Source organism: Lacticigenium naphthae DSM 19658 (genome assembly GCF_000425865.1).
Classification (GTDB): domain Bacteria; phylum Bacillota; class Bacilli; order Lactobacillales; family Carnobacteriaceae_A; genus Lacticigenium; species Lacticigenium naphthae.
In genome coordinates this window covers 70135-96087 of record NZ_AUEG01000001.1, presented here as the reverse complement: position 1 = coordinate 96087, position 25953 = coordinate 70135, and the positions used below count along the sequence as shown (strand labels likewise).

The 25953-nt window shown below is 35.4% G+C and carries 25 protein-coding genes and 1 other annotated feature; of the genes, 23 read left to right on the top strand and 2 right to left on the bottom strand.

Annotated elements, in window-relative coordinates:
* Window positions 1-79: 79 nt before the first annotated feature.
* Complete coding sequence (locus H626_RS0100440; RefSeq protein ID WP_027107568.1) at window positions 80-397, bottom strand: hypothetical protein; 318 nt, start codon at window positions 395-397, stop codon at window positions 80-82.
* Between the two features lie 570 nt (window positions 398-967).
* Window positions 968-1015: a sequence feature (sodium ion sensor (DUF1646 type); this cis-regulatory element may regulate processes involved in with the transportation of sodium ions), on the top strand.
* A 43-nt stretch (window positions 1016-1058) separates the two neighbouring features.
* On the opposite strand from H626_RS0100440, the gene H626_RS0100435 reads away from it, so the two are divergent.
* From H626_RS0100435 to H626_RS0100335, 21 genes are all read left to right on the top strand, one after another.
* Window positions 1059-1424: a hypothetical protein gene (locus H626_RS0100435; protein WP_027107567.1), complete on the top strand. Its 366-nt coding sequence runs from the start codon at window positions 1059-1061 to the stop codon at window positions 1422-1424.
* Entirely contained in the window at window positions 1372-3327 is a 1956-nt protein-coding gene (locus tag H626_RS0100430; RefSeq protein WP_027107566.1) for a V-type ATP synthase subunit I, read from the top strand. Before H626_RS0100435 ends, H626_RS0100430 begins: the two co-directional genes overlap by 53 nt.
* A gap of 28 nt (window positions 3328-3355) precedes the next feature.
* Window positions 3356-3832: a V-type ATP synthase subunit K gene (locus H626_RS0100425; protein WP_027107565.1), complete on the top strand. Its 477-nt coding sequence runs from the start codon at window positions 3356-3358 to the stop codon at window positions 3830-3832.
* A gap of 42 nt (window positions 3833-3874) precedes the next feature.
* Window positions 3875-4456: a hypothetical protein gene (locus H626_RS0100420; RefSeq protein WP_027107564.1), complete on the top strand. Its 582-nt coding sequence runs from the start codon at window positions 3875-3877 to the stop codon at window positions 4454-4456.
* A 14-nt stretch (window positions 4457-4470) separates the two neighbouring features.
* On the top strand, window positions 4471-5475 hold the full coding sequence (locus H626_RS0100415) for a V-type ATPase subunit (protein WP_027107563.1): 1005 nt from the start codon (window positions 4471-4473) through the stop codon (window positions 5473-5475).
* A complete protein-coding gene (locus tag H626_RS0100410; protein WP_027107562.1) occupies window positions 5465-5776 on the top strand; it encodes a V-type ATP synthase subunit F in 312 nt (103 codons plus the stop codon). Before H626_RS0100415 ends, H626_RS0100410 begins: the two co-directional genes overlap by 11 nt.
* Window positions 5777-5788: 12 nt before the next feature.
* Window positions 5789-7573: a V-type ATP synthase subunit A gene (locus H626_RS0100405; protein ID WP_027107561.1), complete on the top strand. Its 1785-nt coding sequence runs from the start codon at window positions 5789-5791 to the stop codon at window positions 7571-7573.
* Window positions 7566-8942, top strand: coding sequence for a V-type ATP synthase subunit B (locus tag H626_RS0100400; protein WP_027107560.1), 1377 nt, complete (start codon window positions 7566-7568; stop codon window positions 8940-8942). The genes H626_RS0100405 and H626_RS0100400 overlap by 8 nt, the downstream gene beginning before the upstream one ends.
* A 5-nt stretch (window positions 8943-8947) precedes the next feature.
* Window positions 8948-9574: a V-type ATP synthase subunit D gene (locus H626_RS0100395; RefSeq protein ID WP_027107559.1), complete on the top strand. Its 627-nt coding sequence runs from the start codon at window positions 8948-8950 to the stop codon at window positions 9572-9574.
* 252 nt (window positions 9575-9826) lie between these two features.
* On the top strand, window positions 9827-11134 hold the full coding sequence (locus H626_RS0100390; protein WP_027107558.1) for a patatin-like phospholipase family protein: 1308 nt from the start codon (window positions 9827-9829) through the stop codon (window positions 11132-11134).
* 84 nt (window positions 11135-11218) lie between these two features.
* Window positions 11219-11836, top strand: a complete 618-nt coding sequence (gmk, locus tag H626_RS0100385; RefSeq protein WP_027107557.1) for a guanylate kinase — start codon at window positions 11219-11221, stop codon at window positions 11834-11836.
* On the top strand, window positions 11837-12043 hold the full coding sequence (gene rpoZ, locus H626_RS0100380; RefSeq protein WP_027107556.1) for a DNA-directed RNA polymerase subunit omega: 207 nt from the start codon (window positions 11837-11839) through the stop codon (window positions 12041-12043). It begins immediately after the preceding gene.
* Window positions 12044-12232: 189 nt separating this feature from the next.
* Window positions 12233-13477, top strand: a complete 1245-nt coding sequence (gene coaBC / locus H626_RS10275; RefSeq protein ID WP_051237682.1) for a bifunctional phosphopantothenoylcysteine decarboxylase/phosphopantothenate--cysteine ligase CoaBC — start codon at window positions 12233-12235, stop codon at window positions 13475-13477.
* Window positions 13449-15863, top strand: coding sequence for a primosomal protein N' (priA, locus tag H626_RS0100370; protein WP_027107555.1), 2415 nt, complete (start codon window positions 13449-13451; stop codon window positions 15861-15863). Before coaBC ends, priA begins: the two co-directional genes overlap by 29 nt.
* 18 nt (window positions 15864-15881) lie before the next feature.
* Complete coding sequence (gene fmt, locus H626_RS0100365) at window positions 15882-16826, top strand: methionyl-tRNA formyltransferase (protein ID WP_027107554.1); 945 nt, start codon at window positions 15882-15884, stop codon at window positions 16824-16826.
* Window positions 16819-18195 (top strand): 16S rRNA (cytosine(967)-C(5))-methyltransferase RsmB, encoded by a 1377-nt coding sequence (rsmB, locus tag H626_RS0100360; RefSeq protein ID WP_027107553.1) that lies wholly within the window; start codon window positions 16819-16821, stop codon window positions 18193-18195. Before fmt ends, rsmB begins: the two co-directional genes overlap by 8 nt.
* A 22-nt stretch (window positions 18196-18217) precedes the next feature.
* Window positions 18218-18946 (top strand): Stp1/IreP family PP2C-type Ser/Thr phosphatase, encoded by a 729-nt coding sequence (locus H626_RS0100355; RefSeq protein ID WP_027107552.1) that lies wholly within the window; start codon window positions 18218-18220, stop codon window positions 18944-18946.
* Between the two features lie 18 nt (window positions 18947-18964).
* Entirely contained in the window at window positions 18965-20917 is a 1953-nt protein-coding gene (gene pknB, locus H626_RS0100350) for a Stk1 family PASTA domain-containing Ser/Thr kinase (RefSeq protein WP_027107551.1), read from the top strand.
* Window positions 20914-21798 carry a ribosome small subunit-dependent GTPase A gene (gene rsgA / locus H626_RS0100345; protein WP_027107550.1) on the top strand — a complete coding sequence of 295 codons (885 nt, stop codon included), beginning with the start codon at window positions 20914-20916 and terminating at the stop codon, window positions 21796-21798. Before pknB ends, rsgA begins: the two co-directional genes overlap by 4 nt.
* A gap of 19 nt (window positions 21799-21817) precedes the next feature.
* A complete protein-coding gene (gene rpe, locus H626_RS0100340; protein WP_027107549.1) occupies window positions 21818-22471 on the top strand; it encodes a ribulose-phosphate 3-epimerase in 654 nt (217 codons plus the stop codon).
* The gene (locus H626_RS0100335) at window positions 22468-23118 is read left to right on the top strand and encodes a thiamine diphosphokinase (protein WP_084140115.1); all 651 of its coding nucleotides are present in this window, start codon (window positions 22468-22470) and stop codon (window positions 23116-23118) included. Before rpe ends, H626_RS0100335 begins: the two co-directional genes overlap by 4 nt.
* Window positions 23119-23432: 314 nt before the next feature.
* Here H626_RS0100335 and rpmB read toward each other — a convergent pair whose 3' ends face one another.
* A complete protein-coding gene (rpmB, locus tag H626_RS0100330) occupies window positions 23433-23621 on the bottom strand; it encodes a 50S ribosomal protein L28 (RefSeq protein ID WP_027107547.1) in 189 nt (62 codons plus the stop codon).
* A 234-nt stretch (window positions 23622-23855) separates the two neighbouring features.
* Between rpmB and H626_RS0100325 the strand changes: the two genes are divergently transcribed.
* Together H626_RS0100325 and H626_RS0100320 are read left to right on the top strand one after the other, a co-directional pair.
* Window positions 23856-24221, top strand: a complete 366-nt coding sequence (locus tag H626_RS0100325) for an Asp23/Gls24 family envelope stress response protein (protein ID WP_027107546.1) — start codon at window positions 23856-23858, stop codon at window positions 24219-24221.
* Window positions 24222-24260: 39 nt separating this feature from the next.
* On the top strand, window positions 24261-25925 hold the full coding sequence (locus tag H626_RS0100320) for a DAK2 domain-containing protein (protein WP_027107545.1): 1665 nt from the start codon (window positions 24261-24263) through the stop codon (window positions 25923-25925).
* Window positions 25926-25953: the final 28 nt, after the last annotated feature.

Sequence of the window (25953 nt, the reverse complement as noted above, 5' to 3'; positions counted from 1 at the left end):
ATAAACAACAAAAGACACCTATTCCTTCCTAATCATTAATTAGGAAGGAATAGGTGTCTTTTTAAATAACGAAATAAGCTTAAACAAGGCGAATATGACGAATAGAATTAAATTTACATAAAAATAGTGTATTCATTTGTTTAATAATGATTTGTTCTTTATTCCGAAAGTTTTGAGGAATTCCCACGCATTCGCGGGGGGAATCATTTTCGTCTAATTCATTCATTTGAATAACAATAGCTTTATTTTTTTGAGTAGCCTGATTCAAAAAATAACTAATTTGTTTTTCAGGCATTTGGGGTAAACGACTTTCAAAGATAGTCCATCTGCGAATGAAAGAAGGTGTCTTTTTTATCTGTTCTTTTAAATAATTTTTTTCTTCGAGTAAGAGTTCCATGTGAAGTTCCACCTTTCGAACGTATGTTTGTCTATTTCTATTATACGAACACACGTTCAAAAAAGCAACTTATTTTTTTCTTTCTTTCTTTTGTTTTTTTAAAACGCGGCAAAGTAAGTGAATGGATATATAAAACAATGAACAATGGGACAACGCAACGGATGATCACTCTCTGTTGCACTTCACTGTGTGTATATAGTTGCAATAAAATGGACATAATTAGTTTTACAATTAAAGCGATAAGAAGAAAGCGATAGATAATAGGGAAAGGAGCTAGTATGCAAATAGTTTTTTGTGAAATTGAAGTAAAAATATATAACAGCGATTTTCAATTGAATACTGAGAGATGAAAAATGCTTTTGAAGTAAATTCGAAAGTAAGTTGGAGATTGAGAAAATCTATAACACTCAAAAAGAAAGATCATCGTATCACACAAATTGTTTGGTTCAATTATATCCTTTTTTTTTTTGGAATAAGACAAGTCTGAAGGTTGCCTGAGAAGAGTCCAGTAGATTGACATTTTTTCAAATTGTGTGCTATTATTGTATAGTGCTAAACAAATAATATTACGGTTGGGCGTAAGCTTTCAAGGTTTTCCTTCTTCTGGGGTGAGAAGAGGCTTGTTAGCTACGTCCTTTTTTTATTGAAAGGAGGGATGTTCATGAACCGCGAAGCAATTGATTACGTGAAAGAAGCTGAGGCGCGTGCTATTCAGCTACGCAAAGATGGAGAAAAAGAAATAAAGAAGATCCAAAAAGAAACACAAGAACAAATCGATGAGATTCATCAAGAAATGAACAAACAGCTAGATGAATACAAACGGATGCAAAAAGAGCAGTACGATAAAAAGCTTCAAGAGAAACGTGAAGAAGTGAATCGTACGGTTTCAATTGAATCCGAGCGGTTTGCTAACGTCTATCAAGATAAAAAAGACGATGTAGCTAATTTTATTGTGAAGGAGGTATTGCGTCGCTATGGCAATAGCCAAGATGAAGAAAATGACGCTTTTAGCGGAACAGTCCAATAAAGATCCTTTACTGAAAGCCGTGCAAGAAATGCAAAGCTTGGAAATTATTCCTCTTTCAGATTCTAATGAAGATGAATTATATGAACAATTCTCTTTTGAAGACACCAATAACCAAACTTCTAAATTTGATTCGAAATTAAAGGATATTCAACATGCTATTGATTATTTGAATGATTATATAGAGGGACCTGGTTTGGTAGAAAAATTAAAAACGCAGAGAGAAAGAATGTCTCTTGCTGATCTTGAGGAACGTATTGAATCAAAAAACATTGATCAATTGCTCGAAACAGTTTTGGAGAAAGAAAAAGAAATGATCCGTCTTTCGGATAAGCGTAAAGTTTTAAGAGAAGATGAAGCTTTCTTAAGAAAATGGTCAACTCTAGAGTTCAATCCGAATACAATTGGTGAGATACACTTGATGACTGTTCAATTGGGTACAATTCATTCAGAAGATGCATATGAATTTAAGCAAGAATTGAAAAACGTAGGTTCTGCGTATTATGAGGAGATTTATTCTCGTAAAGATGATTCTGCTTATTTAATTATTGGAGATAAAGAGCAGCAAAAAGAAATTGAACAAGTCTTGCAAAATTTCCAATTTAATCCAATAGAGTATTTATTTAATGATTTACCTCAAGTTGAATTAGAAAAGAATTTAAAAGTTCAAGACGATATTATTCACCAAAAGCAATTTTTAACAAGTGAAATTGCCGGTTTTAAAGAGGCAATGAAAGAGTTAGAATTAGCTGAAGAATATTATTACAATTATTCTCAAAGAGAATCGGCGAAACAGCTATTGATGAATTCGGAAAGCTTGTTCCTTTTATATGGGTGGCTTGAAGAAGAAAGAATTCCTCAATTAATTGATTCTATAGATAAAGTTGTAGGAAAAGAGAATGTGGCTGTTTTAGATGAAGACGTTGAATTGAATGAGTACAAAAAGGTACCAATTGTATTGAAAAATAATGCAGTGGTCACTCCTTTTGAAACAGTTACAGAAATGTATAGTTTACCGAAATATGATGAAATTGATCCAACCCCGTTGATGATGCCGTTTTATATGATTTTCTTTGGTATGATGAGTGCGGATTTAGGTTATGGATTGTTATTATTCGCTGCAACGCTCTTCGCTCTAAAAGGAGTAAATATTGAAGGTAGTATGCGGAAAAACCTCAAGTTTTTCCATGTTCTTTCCTATAGTGTAATGGCATTTGGTGTTTTATTCGGTAGCTTTTTTGGCCGAGAACTTCCATTTGTAATCTTATCTGTTCAAGAGGATGTTATCCCTATATTAATCATCTCTGTGGCACTTGGATTTGTTCAAATGTTTACAGGATTAATTACGATGGGAATCGTTAAAGGTAAGCAAGGACAAAAAGCAGCAGCTTATATTGATGGGTACTCTTGGGCGATGATACTTTTAGGTGTTCTGCTATGGGTACTTGGTTCAATGGTATTAGATAATTCATTATTAAGCACCATCGGAATAATCGTTGCTGTGTTAAATGTCGTTGGAATATTATTCGTTTCGACATTGGCAAGTAAGAAAAAGGGATTGGGTTTTGCTTTAGGTGCATATAACATCTACGGAATAACTGGTTATGTTGGAGACATAGTAAGTTATACTCGACTAATGGCTCTAGCAGTATCAAGTGCAAGTATTGCACTTGCCTTTAATATGATTGTTGGTTTCTTGCCAACGGCAGCTAAATTTTCTGTTGGGATAGTCTTGATCGTCGCGTTACATTCTTTAAACATCTTTTTAACCTTCTTGAGTGCTTACGTGCATACTGCACGTCTACAATATGTAGAATTTTTCGGGAAGTTTTATGAAGGTGGCGGGAAAAAATTAAATCCGCTGAGAACATTAGAAAAATATATATTTATAGATAATAAAAACTAAAGAATCATACTAATTGGAGGAAACAAACATGGATAGTTTAGCAACAGTTTTTGGAGAAACAAGTGGAATGGTATGGGCAGCATTTGGTATAGCAATGGCAACAATCTTTTCTGGTATTGGATCAGCTAAAGGTGTAAGTATGACAGGTGAGGCAGCAGCAGCGTTAACAACCGAACAACCTGAAAAATTTGGACAAGCATTGATTCTTGAATTGCTTCCAGGTACTCAAGGTCTTTATGGTTTCGTTATTGCATTTTTAATTTACTTGAACGTAACTCCTGATATTGCAGCTTCAACAGGTTTATATTTATTTATGGCTTCGTTACCTATCGCATTTACTGGACTATTTTCAGGAATGTATCAAGGTAGAGTTGCAGCAGCAGGTATTCAAATTTTAGCTAAAAAACCTGAACATTCAACTAAAGGTATTATTTACTCAGCAATGGTAGAAACATATGCGATCTTAGGATTCGTTATTTCCTTCCTACTTGTATTCAATGCTTAATTTTCTTACGATAAACAAAATTAACGTGAATGGAGGGAGAAAATGGCTGATTTAAAATTGCTTACTGAACGAGTAGTTGAGAAAGAAAAGGCAGCTGTTCAAGAAAGAATTAATACTTCGAAAGAAGAAGCAAAAGAGTTCTTTCTAAATGAAAGTAAAAAAGCTGAAACACAAAAAGAGGTTAAAAAGAAAGAAATTGATGCGAACTTGCTTCATGAATATGAAATTGCTAATAACACACTTCACGTTAAACAACGCAATGATGTGTTATCGGGTAAACAAAAAATATTGACTGCTGTTTTTGATGATGCAAAAACTAAATTTAAACAGTTGGATCCTGAAACTTTTGACCTTTTCTTAAAAAATGTACTTGATCGTTTCGATGAAGCGAATGAAATTGAAGTGGTTCCTGGTGAGGAATCGCTAAATCATTTTACTCAAGAAAAATTAGATCGCATGAGTCCGACTCATTTAAATTTGACTTTATCATCTGACGAAATTAAAGGGCAATCTGGATTCGTATTACGCAAGAAAGGAATTGAATATAATTTCTTATTCGAAGATTTAATTGAAACCTCTAGAAATGATTTGATTCCAGCTATTACGAAAAATTTATTCCAATGAGAGGAGGGACGTAAATGCAAGATACTGCTTATGCTTCCGCAAATGTGCGTATACGTGTTTATGAAAATAACCTCCTAACACGCGGACATTATGAAAGAATGCTTTCAGCTTCTAACTTTGAAGAGGCTGTAAATATACTCAAAGATACACCATATAGAAATGATGTTGATTTTGTTAAAGAAACAAAAAAATATGACGAATTATTGATGAATGAATTTCATATGGCTTATGAGGATTTATTCAGCTTTGTACCTCAACCAGAGTTAGTGGAGATTTCCTCACTTCGCTATAGTTATCATAATTTAAAAGTCTTATTTAAAGAAGAATATACTGGGAATGATTTTTCTTCTTTACTCATCCCTATTGGACGATATCCTGTTGCGGAATTGCGTCAAGCAATTCATTCGGGTAAATCAGATGTTCTAGATCCTGAATACATTGACAGTATTCAGGAGGTAAAACAGGAACTTGACGAGTACCATAACGTTCAAGCTGTCGACATTATTTTAGATCGTCGTTACTTTACGCATTTGAAGATTTTGGCACAAAAAATCGGACATCCTAAAGTAATGGAAATCGTCGAATATTATATTGATTTAAATAATTTATCAACAGTATCTCGTGCGATCAAACAACAGCGTACCCAGAATTTTTTGACAACTATCTTGTCTAGTTCTGGCTCTATTCCAAAAAAAGAATTAGTTGAGCTTGGTAAAGAGGATTTGGTCACCGCGGGAAAAATACTCAGCGAAACCAAATATCGGTCGATCATTGAACGGTCAATCGATTCTGAAACTAAAGAACTTGATCCAGTGAAAGTCGATTTAGAAACAGATGATGCATATATGAAAAAAATGCAAGATGCCAGATTACAAGCTTTTGGACCTCTACCTACGTTAGGTTACCTTTATGCAAAAGAAATAGAAGTGAAAAATATACGTCTCGTTCTAGCAGGAAAAGAAAATGGGTTGCCTGCAGAACAAATTAGAGAGAGGATGCGGTTAAACTATGGCACGTAAAATAGGAGTCATCGGAGACAAAGATTCCGTTTTACCTTTTAAGATGCTTGGTTTTGACGTCTATTTTGCGGATGAAGGTATTCAAGCAAGAAAAGCAGTCGACCGTTTAGCTGATGAAGATTATGGAATCATTTTTTTGACCGAGCAACTCGCAGAACAAATCCCTGATACAATACGGCGTTATGACGAAAAAATAACACCTGCCGTCATTTTGATCCCAAATCATGCTGGATCGCTCGGAATTGGAAAAAAACGAGTCCAAGAAAATGTCGAAAAAGCTGTGGGTCAAAATATTTTATAGGAGGTTACCAGTTTGAGTAAAGGAAAAATTGTAAGTGTTTCAGGCCCGTTAGTTACGGCTGAAGGCATGGAAACTGCCAATATTCAAGATATTTGCCGTGTAGGTGAGATTGGATTAATTGGTGAAATTATTGAGATGCGCGGAGATGTTGCATCTATTCAGGTATATGAAGAAACATCTATGGTAGGACCGGGTGAACCGGTTGTTTCTACAGGAGAAGCTTTATCCGTAGAATTAGCTCCAGGTATGATTTCTCAGATGTTTGATGGAATTCAACGTCCCTTAGATAAATTTAGGGAAATGACAAAGAGCAATTTCCTTGAACGTGGAATGCAAATTGATCCATTGAGTCGAGAAGATGAATGGGAATTTACAGCTACGATTGAACCGGGAACGAAAGTAGGACCTGGAGATATAGTCGGTACCGTTCCGGAGACTTCTGTTATCCAACATAAAATAATGATACCTAATGGAGTAAATGGAACAATTGAATCCATCCAAAGTGGAACATTTAAAATAGAAGATACTATATACACTGTGAAGACTGAGGATGGAATCAAAGATTACACAATGTTACAGAAGTGGCCTGTTCGTAAAGGACGTCCAATTGCAACAAAAATCAATCCTGTAGAACCGCTAGTTACTGGACAACGTGTTATTGATACGCTTTTCCCTGTAGCAAAAGGTGGAGCAGCGGCAGTGCCAGGGCCATTTGGTGCTGGTAAGACAGTTGTTCAGCACCAAATTGCTAAATGGGCAGATGTGGATATTGTTGTTTATGTCGGTTGTGGAGAACGTGGTAACGAAATGACCGATGTTATCAATGAGTTTCCAGAGTTAATTGATCCAAATACTGGACAATCTATTATGGAACGGACAGTATTAATAGCAAACACTTCGAATATGCCTGTTGCGGCTCGTGAAGCTTCAATTTACACAGGGATCACAATTGCTGAATATTTCCGCGATATGGGTTATAGCGTTGCAATCATGGCAGACTCTACTTCACGTTGGGCGGAAGCATTACGTGAAATGTCAGGTCGTCTTGAAGAAATGCCAGGGGACGAAGGTTACCCAGCCTATTTAGGTAGCCGAATCGCTGAGTATTATGAACGAGCAGGGAAAGTAATTGCTTTGGGAGACGAAGGAAGAGAAGGAAGCATAACAGCTATTGGTGCGGTTTCTCCTCCAGGGGGAGACACTTCAGAACCAGTTACTCAAAACACGTTACGTGTAGCGAAAGTTTTCTGGAGTTTAGACAGTTCTTTATCTCAAAGAAGACATTTCCCAGCTATTAATTGGTTGAATTCTTATTCACTTTATTCAAATGAAATGAATAAGTTTATTGGTGAAAAATTGAATGTTGATTGGCCAACAATAGTAACTAGAACGAAAGCATTGTTACAAACTGAATCTGAATTAGAAGAAATCGTGCGTTTAGTCGGTATTGAATCGTTATCTGAACGTGACCGTTTGAGAATGATTGTTTCTCGTATGATTCGTGAAGACTTCTTGCAGCAAAATGCCTTTGATGATGTTGATACGTATACTTCTCAAAACAAGCAGTTGGAAATGATCAGCACACTATTGCATTTTGAAGATAAAGCAGCTCGTGGATTAGAATTGGGTTCCTATTATGATGAACTAATTGATGGAACTGCTGATGTGCGTGAAAGAATTGGACGTATGAAATATATTCCTGAAGAGGAAATTTCTAAATACAAAGAATTACGTCAAGCTATCACCGACACTGTTCAAGAAATTATTGAAAAAGGAGGTATGGACTCAGATGCTTAAAGAATACCGTACAGTTAGTGAAGTTGTTGGACCGCTGATGGCTGTTGAAGGCGTAGAAGGCGTAAAATTTGACGAGCTGGTTGATATTGAATTACAAACTGGTGAACGCCGTCGTGGACAAGTTCTCGAAATTGATGGAGACAAAGCTATGGTCCAAATCTTCGAAGGATCTAGTGGAATAAACTTAGAGGATACAAAGGTGCGCTTCTTAGGACGCCCACTTTCTTTAGATGTATCCGAAGATATGATTGGAAGGACTTTTGATGGAATGGGTCGTGTAAGCGACGGAGGACCAGAATTGATTCCAGAAAAAACTCTAGATATCAATGGTCAGGCAATCAATCCTATTGCACGTGATTATCCCGATGAATTTATTCAAACCGGTATATCCACGATCGATCATTTAAACACTCTTGTACGTGGACAAAAACTTCCAGTTTTTTCTGGGTCAGGTTTACCACATAAAGAGTTAGCCGCGCAAATTGCACGTCAAGCTAACGTTAAAAACTCTGGCGAAGGCTTTGCTGTAGTGTTTGCTGCCATTGGGATCACGTTTGAAGAAGCTGAATTTTTCCTAAATGATTTCAAGAAAACAGGTGCTATCGATCGTTCTGTTATCTTCGTCAACTTAGCTGATGATCCAGCGATTGAACGGATCGCTACTCCAAGAATGGCTTTAACAGCTGCTGAATATTTAGCGTTTGAAAAAGATATGCATGTTTTGGTCATTATGACAGATATGACAAACTATGCAGAAGCTCTTCGTGAAATTTCTGCTGCTCGTCGTGAAGTGCCAGGTCGTCGTGGATATCCAGGGTACTTGTATACTAACTTGGCAACCTTATACGAACGTGCTGGACGTTTAGAAGGATCTAAAGGTTCTATTACACAGATTCCTATATTAACGATGCCAGAGGATGATATTACGCACCCAATCCCTGATTTAACAGGTTATATTACTGAGGGTCAAATCATTTTGTCACGTGATTTGTATAACAGTGGAATTCAACCTCCAATTAATATTCTCCCATCTCTTTCTCGTTTGAAAGATAAAGGTATCGGAGAAGGTAAAACGCGTGAAGACCATGCAGCGACAATGAACCAAATATTTGCTGCCTATGCTCAAGGTCGTGAAGCAAAAGAATTAGCCGTTGTATTAGGAGAGGCTGCTCTCTCTGAGGCGGACAAGAAATATGTACAATTTACAGATAAATTTGAAGCAGAATATGTCAATCAAGGAAACTACACTAATCGTTCAATTGAAGATACACTTGAATTAGGATGGAAATTACTTTCTATTTTACCTAAATCAGAATTGAAACGTATTAAAGATGATATGCTTAAAAAGTACTTGCCTAAAGGAGAGTGAGTTAGATGGCTAAATTAAATGTCAATCCGACTCGTATGGAACTGGCAAACTTGAAAGATCGTCTACAACTAGCTACTCGTGGTCATAAATTGCTTAAAGATAAACAAGATGAATTAATGCGTCAATTCATTTCTTTAATTCGAAAGAATAACGAACTAAGAACTGAAGTTGAAAAAAAATTAACTGATGCAATGCAATCTTTTATGATGGCTAAATCATTGCTACATGAAAGTTTTATTGAGGAATTAATGGCTGTTCCTGAGCATGAAGTCAAATTGGATATGGGTCAAAGGAATATTATGAGCGTGCGTGTACCGACCATGAATTTCCGGTATGATGAAAATACAGATCCTAAGAATTTGCAATATGGCTATTTGAACTCAAATAGTGAATTGGACACTTCATTAGCTGAATTGACAGACGTAATGCCAGATTTACTTGAGTTATCTGAAATAGAAAAAACTTGTCAGTTAATGGCTGATGAAATTGAAAAAACTAGACGAAGAGTAAATGCACTTGAATATCGGACAATACCTCAATTGAAAGAAACGGTTTACTTCATTCAAATGAAATTAGATGAATCTGAACGTGCAGCAATTACTCGCTTGATGAAAGTCAAAGATATGGGCTAGATTTTTTAAGAACATTAACGATAGAGCTTAGACAATTTGTCTAGGCTCTTTTTTTGAGTATTTATGTCTATATTTTGTCAATTTTAAATTTCATATCAATCAGATGAGGTTCTCCATTTTTTCTGATTATTTTAATAAAATAATGAAGTGGGGTATACTAAAATCAAGTTACTATAAAATTTCGAGGTTAATTATAATGCATTGTAAAACATAAAATGAAGTGTATAAGGAGATAAAAAAGAAGGTGATGACATGGATCCTTGTAAAAAGACGGCTTTAGTCTTTGGGGGCGGGGGAGCAAAAGGTTCTTTTCAATTGGGCGTTTGGAAAGCGTTAGAAGAACTGAAGGTTAATGTGGATATTGTAACTGGATCTTCTGTTGGAGCATTGAATGCTGTAATGTATGCTCAAGGAAAACGAGAAATTGCTGAAGATCTGTGGAGAGAAATTGAATTAAACAATATTCTAGCAATCGAAATGCAAAACACTGAAAATAAGACACAAGTTGCAAGAGAATTATTTAAAGAATCAATTTTAAAACAAGGGATTTCTACAGAGCCTTTACTAAAATTAATACGCAGATCAATTGAAAACGAGAATGCTATTCGACAAAGTTCAATAAAATTAGGGATCACTGTTACAAATTTTAAAACATTGCAGACAGAATACTATACATTGGAAGACATCCCCAATGGGCAGTTAGCTAATTATTTGCTCGCGAGCGCTTCTTTTTTTCCAGCCATGGAAAAAGTGAAAATTCAAGGAAAATATTATATTGATGGTGGAATCAAAGATAATATACCTATTGATTTTGCTGTTAAGTTAGGTGGAAATCAATTTATTGTTGTGGACGTACAAGGACCCGGATTGTCAAAATCAGTGAACCCAACTTTAAATAAAAAAATAATAATGATTCAAACTCCTTGGGACTTAGGTGGGTTATTGGTCTTTAATCGCGAAAGAATGCATTTGAACAGTCAATTAGGTTATTTAGAAACTAAAAAGGTTTTAACAAATGACTACATGGGAAGATGGTATACGTTTAATCAACAGGATTGGCAAGATGAGCAAGATAGATTCTATCAATTTCTTGCAAAACGATTATCCTCGTCCCACGCTGCCTATCAACATCCAATTTTTATAGAGGAGTCTTTACAAATACATGTAATAAAAAAACTGAAAGAGGAGTGGGGGCTACGTGTAAAGGGTGAAACATTGCCCTTAGCTTTACTCGAATTAATCGGAAAATCAAATTATATTTATCCGGATAGAGTTTTTTCATTTCAATCATTTAAAAAAGAATTGAAAGAAAGAATTGAAAACAACGAAATAAATAAATCAAAAGATCAATATTTACAAGAAATTTTTCTTGCGGACTGGAAGAACAAAACGAAACAAAAGCTTTTATTACCAGCTGATATTGAAATGATCAAAAAAGTTTATCAGGCTTTATTTTGTGGAAAGGAGAAGGATTGGCTCAACAGAATAGAATGGTTAATTGTGCTCAAACCAACAATTGTGATTTTAGCATTTTATTTAGATTATTTATTTTCTGGCTGAAAAATAGTATATTCTCGCAAAAATATGGTACACTATTAATTAGCAAGTTTTTTATGAAAATGTATCGACAGAAAGGGAAATAAAATGACCGAACGCGGATTACTCATTGTTTTATCGGGTCCCTCGGGTGTTGGAAAAGGGACAGTTAGAAAAGAGCTTTTCGACACTAAAGATAACGAATTTGAATACTCAATTTCCATGACCACTCGCGATAAGAGAAAGGGCGAAATGGAAGGAAAAGATTATTTTTTCAGAACACGAGAAGAATTCGAGAATCTTATTGAAAAAGATGGCTTACTAGAATATGCGGAATACGTTGGTAATTATTATGGAACACCTCTTCAATACGTGAATGAAACATTGGATAAAGGGAAAGATGTTTTTTTAGAGATTGAAGTTCAAGGGGCATTAAAAGTACGAGAAAAAATGCCTGAAGGAATATTTATATTTTTAGCCCCACCGAATTTAGATGAATTAAAATCACGAATTGTAAATCGTGGAACAGATGAAAAGGAAATTATCGAAAAACGAATGAAGAAAGCTAAAGAAGAGATGAAGCTGATTCGTTTCTATGATTATGTTGTAGAAAACGATACTGTAGAAAATGCTGCTGAAAAAATTAGGCACATTATTGAGAGTGAACATTTGAAGGTATCGCGGAATATTAAAACGTATGCTAAATTTATAGAGGAGATGGAATAAATGTTATTATACCCTTCACAAGATAATCTATTGGAAAAGGTTAATTCAAAATATTCTTTGGTAATATTGGCTAGTAAAAGAGCTCACGAATTGCAAAATGGAGCAATGCCTTTGTTAACAGAATATCAATCTGTCAAAGAAGTAGGTCAGGCTTTAGAAGAAATCGAAGCCGGGGATTTAGTTATCGATTACAGTGAAAAGAAATAATAAATAAAGATAACGTCAATTGGATGATGAAGTAAGCTGATTATTTTTCTAGCTTTCTTTTGTTCAATGGCGTTTTTTTCTTTTATATAAAAAATGAGCAATCTTTATATAAAAGACAGACCAAATAAGTTAAGACAGACGCTTTGATTTCTAGTAAAATAGAGATACAAGAAAAGAGAAGGTGAAGTCATGTTAAAAGATAAAAAAATCATCGTATTTGTAGCAGGGGGTATAGCCGTATACAAGACAGTTGCTCTTGTGCGAGAATTGATTAAACAGGGCGCACAAGTCAAAGTCGCAATGACAGAGAATGCGACCAAATTTGTTGCTCCATTAACATTCCAAGTGCTGAGTCAAAACAAAGTTTTTCTTGATACATTTGAAGAAGAGGATAGTGAACATGTTAGTCACATACACTTAGCTGATTGGGCAGACTATGCAATCATTTCTCCCGCAACGGCTAATGTGTTAGCAAAAATTGCGAATGGAATAGCCGACGATTTTGTTACTACGACTTTGTTAGCCATTCATTGTCCCGTATTTATTATTCCTGCAATGAATTCGAACATGTATATGAATCCCGCCTCAAAAAATAATCGGATGAAAATCAGTCAATTTGGATATACTTTAATGGAACCGGATATAGGTTTTTTAGCAGAAGGATACGAAGGCAAGGGACGCTATCCAGAACTTTTTCGTATAATGGGTGAATTTGAACAGTTTATTTTAAAACATGAAATCAATCTTCCATTAAAAGGAAAAAAGGTCATCGTTACGGCTGGAGGCACAAAAGAAAGAATCGATCCTGTTCGGTATATTTCAAATGATTCCTCGGGAAAAATGGGTCATGCTCTAGCAAAAGTACTACGCGATAAAGGTGCGGAGGTATTACTGATAACCACTAGCTCATTGAACGTTGCAGCTGGAATAAAGAAGGTAACAGTATCTTCAGCACATGAAATGTTTAAAGAAGTGGATAAGTATTTCGCAACAGCGGATAGCTTGATTATGGCAGCAGCTGTATCGGATTATTCTCCAAAATACGAACAAAACAAAAAAATAAAAAAAGACAATCAATTAGTGCAATTAGAATTGGTGAAAACAGTAGATATTTTGAAGACAATGGGCAGTAAAAAGAAAAAACAACTATTAGTTGGATTTGCTGCAGAAACAAATGATTTAAAAGAAAATGCACAAAAAAAATTAATAGAAAAGAATTGTGACTTAATTATTGCGAATGATGTGAGTCAAAAAGATAGAGGGTTTAATGTTGATACTAATGAAGTAACACTCTTTACTCTAAAAAGAGAACCTCTTCAATTATCTTTAAATAAAAAAGAAGTCATTGCTGAAAAGATAGTTGATAAGATTATAAGTATGATTCAGGAAAAAGAGGATGAGGAAAGTGACACAAATCGCAAAAATAATAGTTGATGTTCCAACTATGCAAACCAATAGACCTTTTGATTATAAAGTGCCTTTAAAGTTTGAAGATGCTGTAAAAAAAGGAATGCGTGTAATCGTGCCTTTCGGAAAAGGAACAAGAAAGGTTCAGGGTTTTGTTATTGATTTAACTGATTATTCCGAATTTGATGGAAATTTAAAAGAAATTGATGATTTGATGGATGTAGACGAAGTGCTAAGTGAAGAACTGATTCAATTGGGGACAGATATGGCATATAAAACATTCAGTTTTCAAATCAGTTGTTATCAAACCATGTTGCCTTCAGTTTTACGTGCTTCCTATCAAAAAACTGTTCGAATCATAGATGAAATAGAGGAAGAATTACTCTTCTCTCTATTTAAAGGAAAACATGAAATACCATGGGAAATAGTTGTAGAGCAAGATAAAGTTTCTGAAATAATGAAATTGAAGAAGTTAGATAAAATAGAAATTATTTATAATGTCTCTGATCGTTCAACAACAAAGAAAAAAACAATAATATATCCTCAACTTAAATACGAAGAATATGAAGAAATAAAAATTGGATTAACAGCGCAAGCTACCAAACAAAAATTGCTATTAGATATACTTCAATCATTGAAAGCCGAGGGTATAGATAAAAATGGTTTAGTGAAAGAAAAAAAAATAAGTGCGGCCACCGTAAGAGAAGCAGAAAAAAGGGGATGGCTACTTCAAAAAAAAGAAGAAATTTACAGAGATCCCTTTGAAAATAGTACTTTTTTAAAAACAAATCCACTCCCATTAAATGAGGAACAGTTATCCGCATACGAAGATATTATGAAATCGATTGAGCAAAGAGAGAAAACCGTATTTCTCTTAAAGGGTATCACCGGAAGTGGGAAAACTGAAATCTATCTTCAGTCTATAGCCGAAGTCCTCAAGGATAATAAAAGTGCATTGATGCTAGTCCCTGAAATAGCATTGACACCGCAAATGGTCAATCAATTTAAAAGTCGATTTGGAGAAGAAGTTGCTGTTTTACATAGTGGCTTATCAAACGGCGAAAAATATGATGAATGGCGAAAAATATATAGAGAAGAAGCAAAAGTTGTCGTTGGTGCGCGATCTTCTATTTTTGCGCCTTTAAAAAATATTGGGCTCATTATAATTGATGAAGAACATGAAAATTCCTATAAACAAGATGAAAATCCGCGTTATCATGCTAGAGATATAGCTGTTTGGAGAGGAAATCACCATAATTGCCCAGTAATCTTAGGGAGCGCAACACCTTCTTTGGAATCACGTGCGCGTGCTAGTAAAAATGTTTATAAGCTCATAGAATTAAAAAAAAGAGCCAATAAAAAGCCATTACCAGAAGTAACTTTGGTTGACATGCGAGAAGAAGTAAAAAAAGGAAATCGTAGTAGTTTTTCGGAATTGCTCAAAAAGGAAATTAAAAATAGAATTGATCGAAATGAACAATGTGTCTTGTTACTTAATCGAAGAGGTTACTCTTCTTTTGTGATGTGTAGAGAGTGTGGGTTTGTTTTGCCTTGTCCAAATTGTGATATCTCATTAACTTTGCATATGGACACAAAAACTATGAAATGTCATTACTGTGGCCATGAGGAAAACATTCCTAACCGTTGCCCGCAATGTCAAAGTGCAAGTATTCGCTATTACGGTACTGGTACACAAAAAATTGAAGAAGAACTGCAGGCACTTATACCTGAAGCAAAGATTATCCGTATGGATGTCGACACTACAAGAAAAAAAGGAGCACACGAAAAATTACTCAAAAAGTTTGGTTCTAAAAAAGCTAATATTTTACTGGGTACACAAATGATTGCAAAAGGATTGGATTTTCCGGACGTGACATTGGTGGGAGTGTTAAATGCAGATACCGCTTTGAGTTTGCCAGATTTCCGGTCAAGCGAAAAAACTTTTCAGCTTTTAACTCAAGTAAGTGGCCGTTCTGGAAGAGCCGAACTAGAAGGGAAAGTCATTGTTCAAAGTTTTAATCCAGAACATTATTCTATTCAACTAGCTCAAACTCATCGCTATGACTTATTTTATAAAAAAGAAATGAATTTAAGAAGATCAAGTCAATATCCACCGTATTATTTCATATTACGTGTTAGTGTGAGTCATGAAAATGAATTGAAGGCTGCAAAAAAAATGAATGAAATTATTGAATTTATCCGTCCAGCAATCAGCAACCAAGCCATTGTCCTGGGACCAACGCCTAAATCTATCGCACGCACAAAAAATAAATACCATTATCAAGTACTCATAAAATACAAACATGAACCAGCCTTATATGAAAAGTTACATGAACTATTATTGTTAACTCAAAAAGATTTACAAAAAGGATGGAGCATTGGAATTGATCCAGAACCAACCAATTTTATTTAATTAGAAAGGAAATCTGTTATGAAAAAAATTATTTTTATGGGTACACCGGAATTCTCGGTTCCCATTTTAGAAGCACTCGTCTTAGATGAGAATTATGAAGTCATCGCGGTGGTTACTCAACCTGATAGAAAAGTTGGAAGGAAAAAAATAGTTACCCCTCCACCGGTTAAAGTAGCTGCATTAAAATACAATATTCCAATATTTCAACCAGAAAAATTAAGTGGTTCGAAAGAACTAGAGAAATTAATCAGTCTTTCAGCAGATTTAATTATCACAGCTGCCTATGGTCAATTTTTGCCTAATAAATTATTGACTGTACCAAGATATGGCGCAATTAATGTCCATGCGTCCTTGCTTCCTAAATATCGTGGAGGAGCGCCTGTTCATTATGCTTTGATGTCTGGTGAAGATGAAACCGGGGTCACGATCATGCGTATGGTCAAGAAAATGGATGCTGGTGCCATTTTAAGTCAAAAGAGTATCCCGATTGAACACAATGATGACGTGGGTAGTATGTTTAGTAAATTAAGTAGTTTAGGAAGAGGTTTATTGTTGGAAACTCTTCCACAATTATTCGAAGATAGAATAAAAGAAAGAGAACAAAACGAAGAAGAGGTAACGTATTCTCCAAATATTACTTCTAGTCAAGAACAAATCAATTGGAATAACGAAGCGAAAACAGTCGATTTCCTCGTGAGAGGCTTACGTCCATTTCCCGGAGCATATACATTTCTAAATGGGAAACGGCTAAAAATATGGGACGTTAAGGTTGTCGATGAGGAGTGCGAAGGTCAACCCGGAGAAATAATACAAGTAGATAAAAATACTCTTCGAGTAGCCTGTGGAGGGAAAACATGTGTAGACATACTGAGTCTACAAACTTCTGGAAAAGGAAGAATGAATGTCAGACGGTTCCTAACAGGTGCAGGAAAAGAGTTGGAAGTAGGAGATTATATTGGATAATTCAAAAAAGAATAATAAAATAAAAACGAGCAGTCGCTATTTGGCAACCGAAATATTGGAGAACATGGAAGCGGAACAGGCTTATTCTAATTTAGAACTCAATCGAGTGATAAAAAAACAGGATCTTTCTAAGCAAGAAATCAACTTACTGACACAGTTGGTTTATGGAGTCACACAACATAAGATGACCATAGATTATTATTTGGATCCTTATTTGAAGAAAAAAAACAAAATACAAAATTGGGTTATCCAGTTATTGAGGCTTTCTGTGTATCAATTAGTTTATCTTGATAGAATACCTGACCGTGCAGTATTGAATGAGGCAGTAAACATCGCTAAAGAAAGAGGCCATAAAGGAATCAGTGGACTCGTAAATGGTGTGTTACGTAATTTTTTAAGGAATCCACTACGTTCATTAGATGATATTTCCGATAAAGAAGAGCGGTTATCGGTTCAATATAGCATGCCTCTATGGTTAGTAAAAAAAATAGGAAATCAATATGATGAAAGTGAACAGCTAGCAATATTGGATGCTTTCCTTGAAGAAAGCCATACTTCTATTCGTGTGAATACACACTTGATATCTATCGAAGAGGCTATAAAAGGACTTGATGAAGAGGGGATTCAGGTTGAGCGAAGCCAAGTATCCCAACTAGGGTTAAAAGTTAAAAGTGGACATGTTGTAGATACTTCCTTATTTCGAGAAGGTAAAATAACTATTCAAGATGAATCGAGTATGCTTGTAGCTCCTGCTTTGGATATAGAAGAAGGGTTCACAATATTGGATGCCTGTGCTGCACCTGGAGGAAAAACAACACACATCGCCTCAGAACTAGCTTTAAAAGGCGGAGGTATCGTGAAGGCATTTGATTTATATGATCACAAGGTAAGTTTGGTTAAACAAAATGCAAAGCGACAACAAGTTGAAAAATTGATTGATGTTGAGAAATATGATGCAAGAAAATTATCAGAAAAATTTTCTGAAGGAACTTTTGACAGGATTTTAGTTGACGCACCCTGTTCAGGTCTTGGTCTAATGAGAAGAAAACCAGAGATCAAGTATACTAAAACTCCTGAAGATATTATTGCATTAAAGTTTTTACAGTTAGAGATATTAGATTCTGTTTCTTCCTTATTAAAACCTGGTGGAAAATTAGTATATAGTACATGTACAATTACTAAAGAAGAAAATAAAGAAGTTATTGAAGAATTCTTAGATTATCATGGGAACTTTGAACAGATTCCTGTAAAATTAAATGAGTCCATGGATACACATGATGAAGAGGGTAGCATCTCGTTATTACCTCATCAATATGGTACAGATGGCTTCTTTATTTGTACATTGAGAAAAAAGAGAATTCAGGAATAGTAAGAAAGAGATGGTGGTATGCATGCAGTTTTCTATGCGAACACATTTAGGAAAAGTGAGAAAAACAAACCAAGACTATATTGGCTTATATAAGAACAAAAACGATCAAGTTCTTGCTGTTCTGTGTGATGGCATGGGCGGGCATAACGCTGGTGATGTGGCTAGTGAAATGGCAGCTACGCACTTGGGTCATGCTTGGAGTAAAAATAATCTTTTGTCTATTGAAGAAATAAAACAATGGATGACACAAGAGGTTAATGTAGTTAATAAAGAAATTCATAAAAAGTCTTTGCGCTTTGAAGATTTTCAAGGTATGGGATCAACAATCGTTGTAGCTGTTTTTTTGGAAACAGTCGTTTTGTTTGGAAATTTGGGGGATAGTCGCGGTTATATTTTAACGAATGATCAACTGATCCAGATAACAGAGGATCATTCTTATGTGAATGAATTAATGAAAAAAGGACAGATAACGATGAATGAAGCAAAAAAACATCCTAATCGAAATGTGATCACGCGGTCATTGGGAATCGCATCCAAAGTAGAAATGGATTACTTTTCTATTCCCTACACTGATTTCCTAAGTGTCTTGCTCTGTTCTGACGGCTTAACCAATCAGTTGTCTGATGAAACTATTCATTCAATTCTACGCAAAGATATAGATAAAGAAGAGAAAGTTGATACATTGCTAGATGGTGCTTTAGAGAATGGTGGGACGGATAATATTAGTATCGTGTATGCTGAAAAAGCATAAGAAAGGAAAAGAGTTCATATGGAAATAGGTGAACGCATCAACAAACGTTATAAAATTATAAAAAACATCGGCAGTGGAGGAATGGCGAATGTTTTTTTAGCAAAAGATTTGATTTTAGAGCGAGATGTAGCTGTAAAAGTTATGCGTTATGACTTTAGAAATGATGAGACTAGTATACGTAGATTCAAAAGAGAGGCACTTTCAACTACAGAGTTGTATCATCCAAATATTGTTTCTATATATGACGTTGGTGAAGAAGAAAATCCCTACATAGTAATGGAATATGTAGAGGGGATGGATTTGAAAAAATATATTCATGAAAATCATCCAATCTCTTATAAAAATGTTTTAGCAATAATGGATCAAGTGTTGTCAGCTGTTAATTACGCTCATGAACAAGGAATAATACACCGTGACTTGAAACCGCAAAATATTTTAATGGATCATGAAGGAAATGTAAAAATAACTGATTTTGGCATTGCTATTGCTCTTTCTCAAAACTCAATTACACAAACGAATTCGCTCTTGGGTTCAGTCCATTATATTTCCCCTGAGCAAGCGCGTGGCTCAATGGCGACTAAACAATCAGATATTTATTCTCTGGGTATTATCCTATATGAAATGTTGATTGGAGAAGTTCCATTTAATGGAGAATCTGCAGTTTCTGTGGCCTTAAAACATTTTCAAGAGGAGCTCCCTTCTTTGAGAAATGTGGATACACGTATACCACAGCCTTTAGAAAATGTAGTGTTAAAGGCTACTGCGAAAGAAAAAGAGCATCGCTATAAAAGTGCAGAAGAAATGCGGGTTGATTTAGCGACCAGTTTGTTTCCTGAAAGAAGTCATGAAGAAAAATTTGTGCCCGTGATCGATGATAATGGAGAAACCAAAGTATTGAACCCGATCGTCCCTCCTAAAAAAGTGGATCAGGTGTCTGACACTCCTATTGAATCATCGACAAAAGCTGAAGGAAATATTCAGAAAAAAGATACGAAAAAGAAAAAATGGCCATGGTTATTTTTATTATTGCTTCCTCTTATAGTGGGAATCATATATATTGTGTCCTTACCTAATGATGTATCTATTCCTGATGTTGCAGGAATGACAGAAACAGAAGCTGAAGAGGCGTTGACTGAACAAAGTTTAGTGATAAAAGAAACTTTATTTGAAGCGAGCGATGAGTTTGATGAAGATACTGTTACGCGAACGAATCCTCGTATAGGAAGTATTGTGAAAGAAAATTCTGAAGTTACTCTTTATATCAGCACTGGCAAAGAAACAATGCCGGTAGCGGATTATAGTAATGAAAACTATGAACGAACGCGTGCAGAACTAACTGAACTAGGATTCACTGTAGAAAGTACAAAGGCTTTTCATGAGTCAATCGAAGAAGGAAATATTATCTCACAATCAATTGATGAAGGTGCTGAAGTCGTTCCTTTAGAGACAACGATAGAATTTGTTGTCAGTAGTGGTCGTCCTCGATTTGAATTAATTGATTTATCAGGTTATTCAGAAAATAGTGTAATGGACTATGCTGAAGACAATAATATTAATGTAGCCGTGACTTATCGCTCATCAGAAGATATACCGGAAGGGCAAGTTATTACTCAATCGCCGGAAGCAGGCGAAACTCTGTATGCTAATTCAAGAATTTCTGTAGAAATTTCTTTGGGACCTGAAGAAATTGAAGTACAAACGGTGACGCGAACAGTAAACATCACGTATGTCGATCCAGAAAGTGAAGAAGCAGACGCAACCAATCAAGTAATAATTTACTTGGAAGACAATGAACGATCACTAGATGAAATTCATCAGCAGTTTGAAATTACTGAAGATCGTGAAATAACTTTAACGTTCTTGTTATCTCCTGATTCAGTCGGTGCTTATCGTATAGAAAGAGATGGAGAAATTATCGAAGAAAATAACACAATTCGAGTAGATGGCCAAGAAAGTGAGGATACAGATTGAAAAAAGGGCAGATTCGTAAAGCACTAAGTGGTTTCTATTACGTATATTCCGAGGGGGAAATTTTCCAAACAAGGGGGAGAGGTTTATTCCGAAAAACAAATGAATCCCCTCTTGTTGGAGACTTTGTAGATTTTGAAAGTACAAACATAAAAGAGGGGGTCATTCAAGCGATCGATCCCCGAAAAAACCAATTGGAAAGACCTCCGATCGCTAACGTCGATTTGGCAGTGATCGTTGTATCTGCAAAAGAACCGGCATTTTCTCATCGACTACTGGATCGTTATTTAATTGTGTTGGAAAGTAAACACATCCAGTCAATCATTTATTTTACGAAGCTAGATATATGTAATGAAAAAGAACTAGCGACCATATTACAGGCTAAAGCTTTATATGAGGAAATTGGCTACCAAGTATTTATGCAATCTTCTCTGGAAGAATATAATATAAGCAACGAATTTAGTGAGTTATTCAAAAATAATGTCACTGTATTTATGGGCCAGACTGGAGTAGGGAAATCTACTTTGTTGAACCGAATGTTACCAGACTTGAAATTAAAAACAGGAGAAGTATCTTCCGCATTAGGACGGGGGAAACATACCACACGGCATGTTGAATTAGTAGAAATGTATGGAGGGTTAATCGCTGATACTCCGGGATTTAGTTCATTGAATCTCGATGACATCGAAAAATATCATCTTCCTTTTTTGTTTCCAGAATTCGTGAAATATGCTGACCAATGCAAGTTTAGTGGATGTATGCATAAAAATGAACCGAAGTGTGAAGTGAAGAGGCAAGTTGATGTAGGTGGCGTAAGCAAACAGCGGTATGAAAATTATTTGATGTTTTTAGAAGAAATTGAAAACAGAAAACCACACTATTAAAATTTAAAGGAGGAAGAATATGATTATTGCACCATCTTTATTAAGCGCGGATTTCTCTATTTTAAAAGAAGAAGTTCAAAGTTTAGAAGCAGCGGGGGCTGACTGGTTACATGTGGATGTGATGGATGGCCATTTTGTACCCAATATTACTTTTGGACCAAATATAGTAAAGGCATTACGTCCACATACTCAGTTACCTTTGGATGTTCATCTCATGATAGATAACCCAGAAAATTACATTGATGCCTTTTGCGATGCAGGAGCAGATAGTGTTTCTATACATGTAGAGGCTACGAACCATATCCATAAAGCTATTCAACAAATAAAACAAAAAAATGTTTTGGCTGGAGTAACAATAAACCCAGGGACGTCCGTTGAGGCCATAAAACCTATTCTGGCAGAGGTCGATTTTGTATTAGTTATGACGGTCAATCCTGGTTTTGGAGGGCAGTCTTTTGTAAAGCAAACATTACACAAAATTAGACAGTTAGATGAATTAAGAGATATGAACAATTATTCTTTTAAAATTGAAGTTGATGGGGGTATTGTTCCGGAAACAGCTTATCTATGTCGTAAAGCGGGTGCAGATATTTTCGTATCAGGGTCCTATGTATTCAATGAAGGGGATCGACATCAACAAATAGAATCTTTGAAACAGGTGGATTTCAATTGACAAAGATAGGGATCATGTTAGGTGGGCCTATTGAGTTGATCGATTTTGAAAAAGATTTTCAAAATGATTACGATAAATGGTTGGGTGTAGATGGTGGAGCTGTTTATTTACTAAATAAGCAAATACCCGTTGATGTAGCTATCGGTGATTTTGATTCTGTGTCGGCAACTAATATGGAAAAGATTACAAAAGAAGCTCGAAAAGTAATTGCTTTTGAAGCAGAAAAAGATGACACGGATACAGAAATCAGTCTTTTGTATGCTTTGAATGAACTGGAAGCAACCAAAATAGATATATTTGGTGCAACAGGTGGTCGTATCGATCATTTGTTAAGTAATTTGTTAATGGTCAACCAACCACGGTTTAAACAGTTTGCAAGCCGCATTACTTTTAGGGATAAAACAAATACTATTTCTTTTTATTTGCCTGGAAAATATTTCATAAAAAAAGAAATAGATAAAAAATACATTTCGTTTATCGGATTAAGTGCAATTGAAAAATTAGTATTAAAAGATTTTAAATATAATTTAGATGCGACTTCTTATGCGTACTCTCCTGCATTAGTAAGCAATGAGTTTGTTGAAAAGGAAGCTTATTTTTCCTATAATAAAGGATTGATAATGGTCGTGCAAAGTAAAGATGCTTAATAGGATGAGGCTGGGACAAAAGTCCCAGCCTCTAATCATTTTCCAAACGTTCCTTTCTAAAACGTGCTCCAAAAAACAGACCCGACAGCCACTTCACGAACACTCTTCGATAGTCTACGACTATCTTTTGAGTATCCGCTCCAGTTGCTGTATCCGTTGACACTTTAGTGGCTTACGGATAGAGCATGCGGAGCTCTATTCGGGTCTGAACGTTTTTATCCCACTCTCATTACAAATAAATTTTTAAATAAAAAAGAGGTAGAGACAGTTGTCTCTACCTCTTTTTTTCCCAGTTAACAATTAAAGGCAAACGTTTAAACGCGTTCAACTTTACCGGATTTTAATGCGCGAGCTGATACCCAAACTCTTTTAGGTGTGCCATCTACTAAAATACGAACTTTCTGTAAATTAGCTCCAAATGTGCGTTTAGATTTGTTGTGGGCATGGGAAACATTATTTCCACTTCTAGCTTTGCGTCCTGTTACATAACATTCTTTAGCCATTGATAATCCTCCTTTAAGCAAGCTTCTAATTAAATAGAAACATTTTTCATACTTGACTAATTTATCATATAACAGGAAAATTTGCAATATATTTATTCAAGTAATTTTACTTGACAGCAAAAAACTGAACTGCTCCTGATTTTCCAATATTGTTTGTTCTTTCATTCTCAAGACTGCTATGATAAAATATAGTGGAGTATTTTTGACTAGTTTGTCAGAAGGAGGAAAAGATTTATGGGAATCAGCATGCAAACAAAATATGGGAATATTGAAATTTCAAATGAAGTTATTGCAACGGTTGTTGGTGGAGCCACTACAGAGATTTTCGGGGTGGTAGGAATGGCCAGTAAAAATCAAATACGCGATAATCTTAATGAAATATTGAAAAAAGAAAACTATGCACGCGGCGTGGTTGTGCGTCAAGAAGAGGAAGCTGTGGCTGTCGATGTATTTGTTGTAGTAAGCTATGGTACGAAAATTTCGGAAGTTAGCAAAAATGTTCAAGAGCGTGTGAGATACCAATTAGATACAACGTTGGGTGTTAAAGCAAATTCTGTGAATGTTTTTGTTCATGGTGTGAAAGTGATGCAAGATGCTTAGTTTACTTAAACTAAGTAAGTAATGGAGGAGGAACAGTGATTGGAACTTAAAAAACTCGATGCACAAAACTTTCGTGCAATGGTTGCCGTAGGACAACAAAGATTAGAAAAAAATGTAGATTATGTTAATTCGTTAAATGTATTTCCAGTACCGGATGGTGATACAGGGACCAATATGAACTTGTCTTTTTCAAGTGGCGCCCAAGCAGTCAAGGATTCATCATCTGAAAAAATAGGGGAACTGGCTCAGTCTTTAGCCAAAGGACTATTAATGGGAGCTCGTGGGAACTCAGGCGTTATTCTTTCCCAATTATTTAGAGGTTTTAGTCAATCTTTAAAAGGAAAAGAAGAGTTAACTGCTGAAGAGTTCGCATCAGCTTTTCGATATGGAGTTGAAACTGCTTATAAAGCAGTTATGAAACCTGTCGAAGGAACCATTTTGACTGTTGCTAGAGAATCTGCTAAAGCGGGTGAAAGAAAATCTAAAGAAACAGATGATATTGTTGAAGTAATGAAAACTGTTGTAAAAAGTGCACATAAAGCATTAGAAAAAACACCTGACTTATTACCCATTCTAAAAGAAGTGGGGGTAGTAGATAGTGGTGGGCAAGGTCTTCTGTATATTTACGAAGGTTTTTTGTCTGTGTTAAGCGGAGAAGATTTTTCATTAGAAGATCTTGCTTCTGAGAAAAATTTAGATGAAATGGTTCGTGCTGAACATCATAGGAACGTATCAAGCCATATTAATACAGAAGATATTACTTATGGATATTGTACTGAAATCATGGTTCGATTGAACGAAGGAGAAACAGTTGATAGCCAATTTGATTATGAAGAATTCCGCAATTATTTAGATGGATTAGGTGATTCGTTATTAGTCGTTGCTGATGATGAGATCGTCAAAGTTCATGTTCATACAGAACGTCCTGGCGAGGTCATGAACTATGGTCAAAAGTTTGGCTCATTGATGAAAATCAAAGTAGACAACATGCGTGAACAACATTCTTCCCTAATGGATAATGATGGGGAGAAACAAGTGAAAGAATTAAAAGAGTATGGTGTAATTGCAGTCAGTTCTGGAGAAGGAATTAAAAAACTGTTTGAAAGTGTCGGCGTTGATTACGTTATCTCGGGTGGTCAAACGATGAACCCAAGTACTGAAGACTTCCTTAAAGCTATGAAATCCGTCCCAGCCAAACATTATATTTTATTGCCAAACAATAAGAATATTTTAATGGCTGCAGAACAAGCAGCTATTGTTTCTGAAACGCCTACGGTAGTTGTTCCTACTAAAACAATTCCTGAAGGACTAACAGCTATGTTAGGATACAATCCGACCAATGAATTAGAATCTAATAAAGATGCAATGATCAGTGAAATTGAACAAGTGATTACCGGTCAAGTCACATACGCTATCCGTGATACTGAAATAGACGGTATAAAAATCAAAAAAGATGATTACATGGGTATTATTAACGGATCAATTAAATTAGCGGAGGCTAATTTGTTTGAGGCGGCTCTTGCAACAGTCGGAATGATGTTAGAAGAAGATAGTGAAATTTTGACTATCCTCATAGGAGATGATGGTTCTCAAGAAGAAGCAGAAAGATTAGCCAATCAGATTGAAAAAAATCATGAAGATCTTGAAATTGAAATCCATGAAGGTAATCAACCGGTGTACCCGTACCTCTTCTCAGTTGAATAATTGATAAAATAGAAAGTAGACTGTTGAA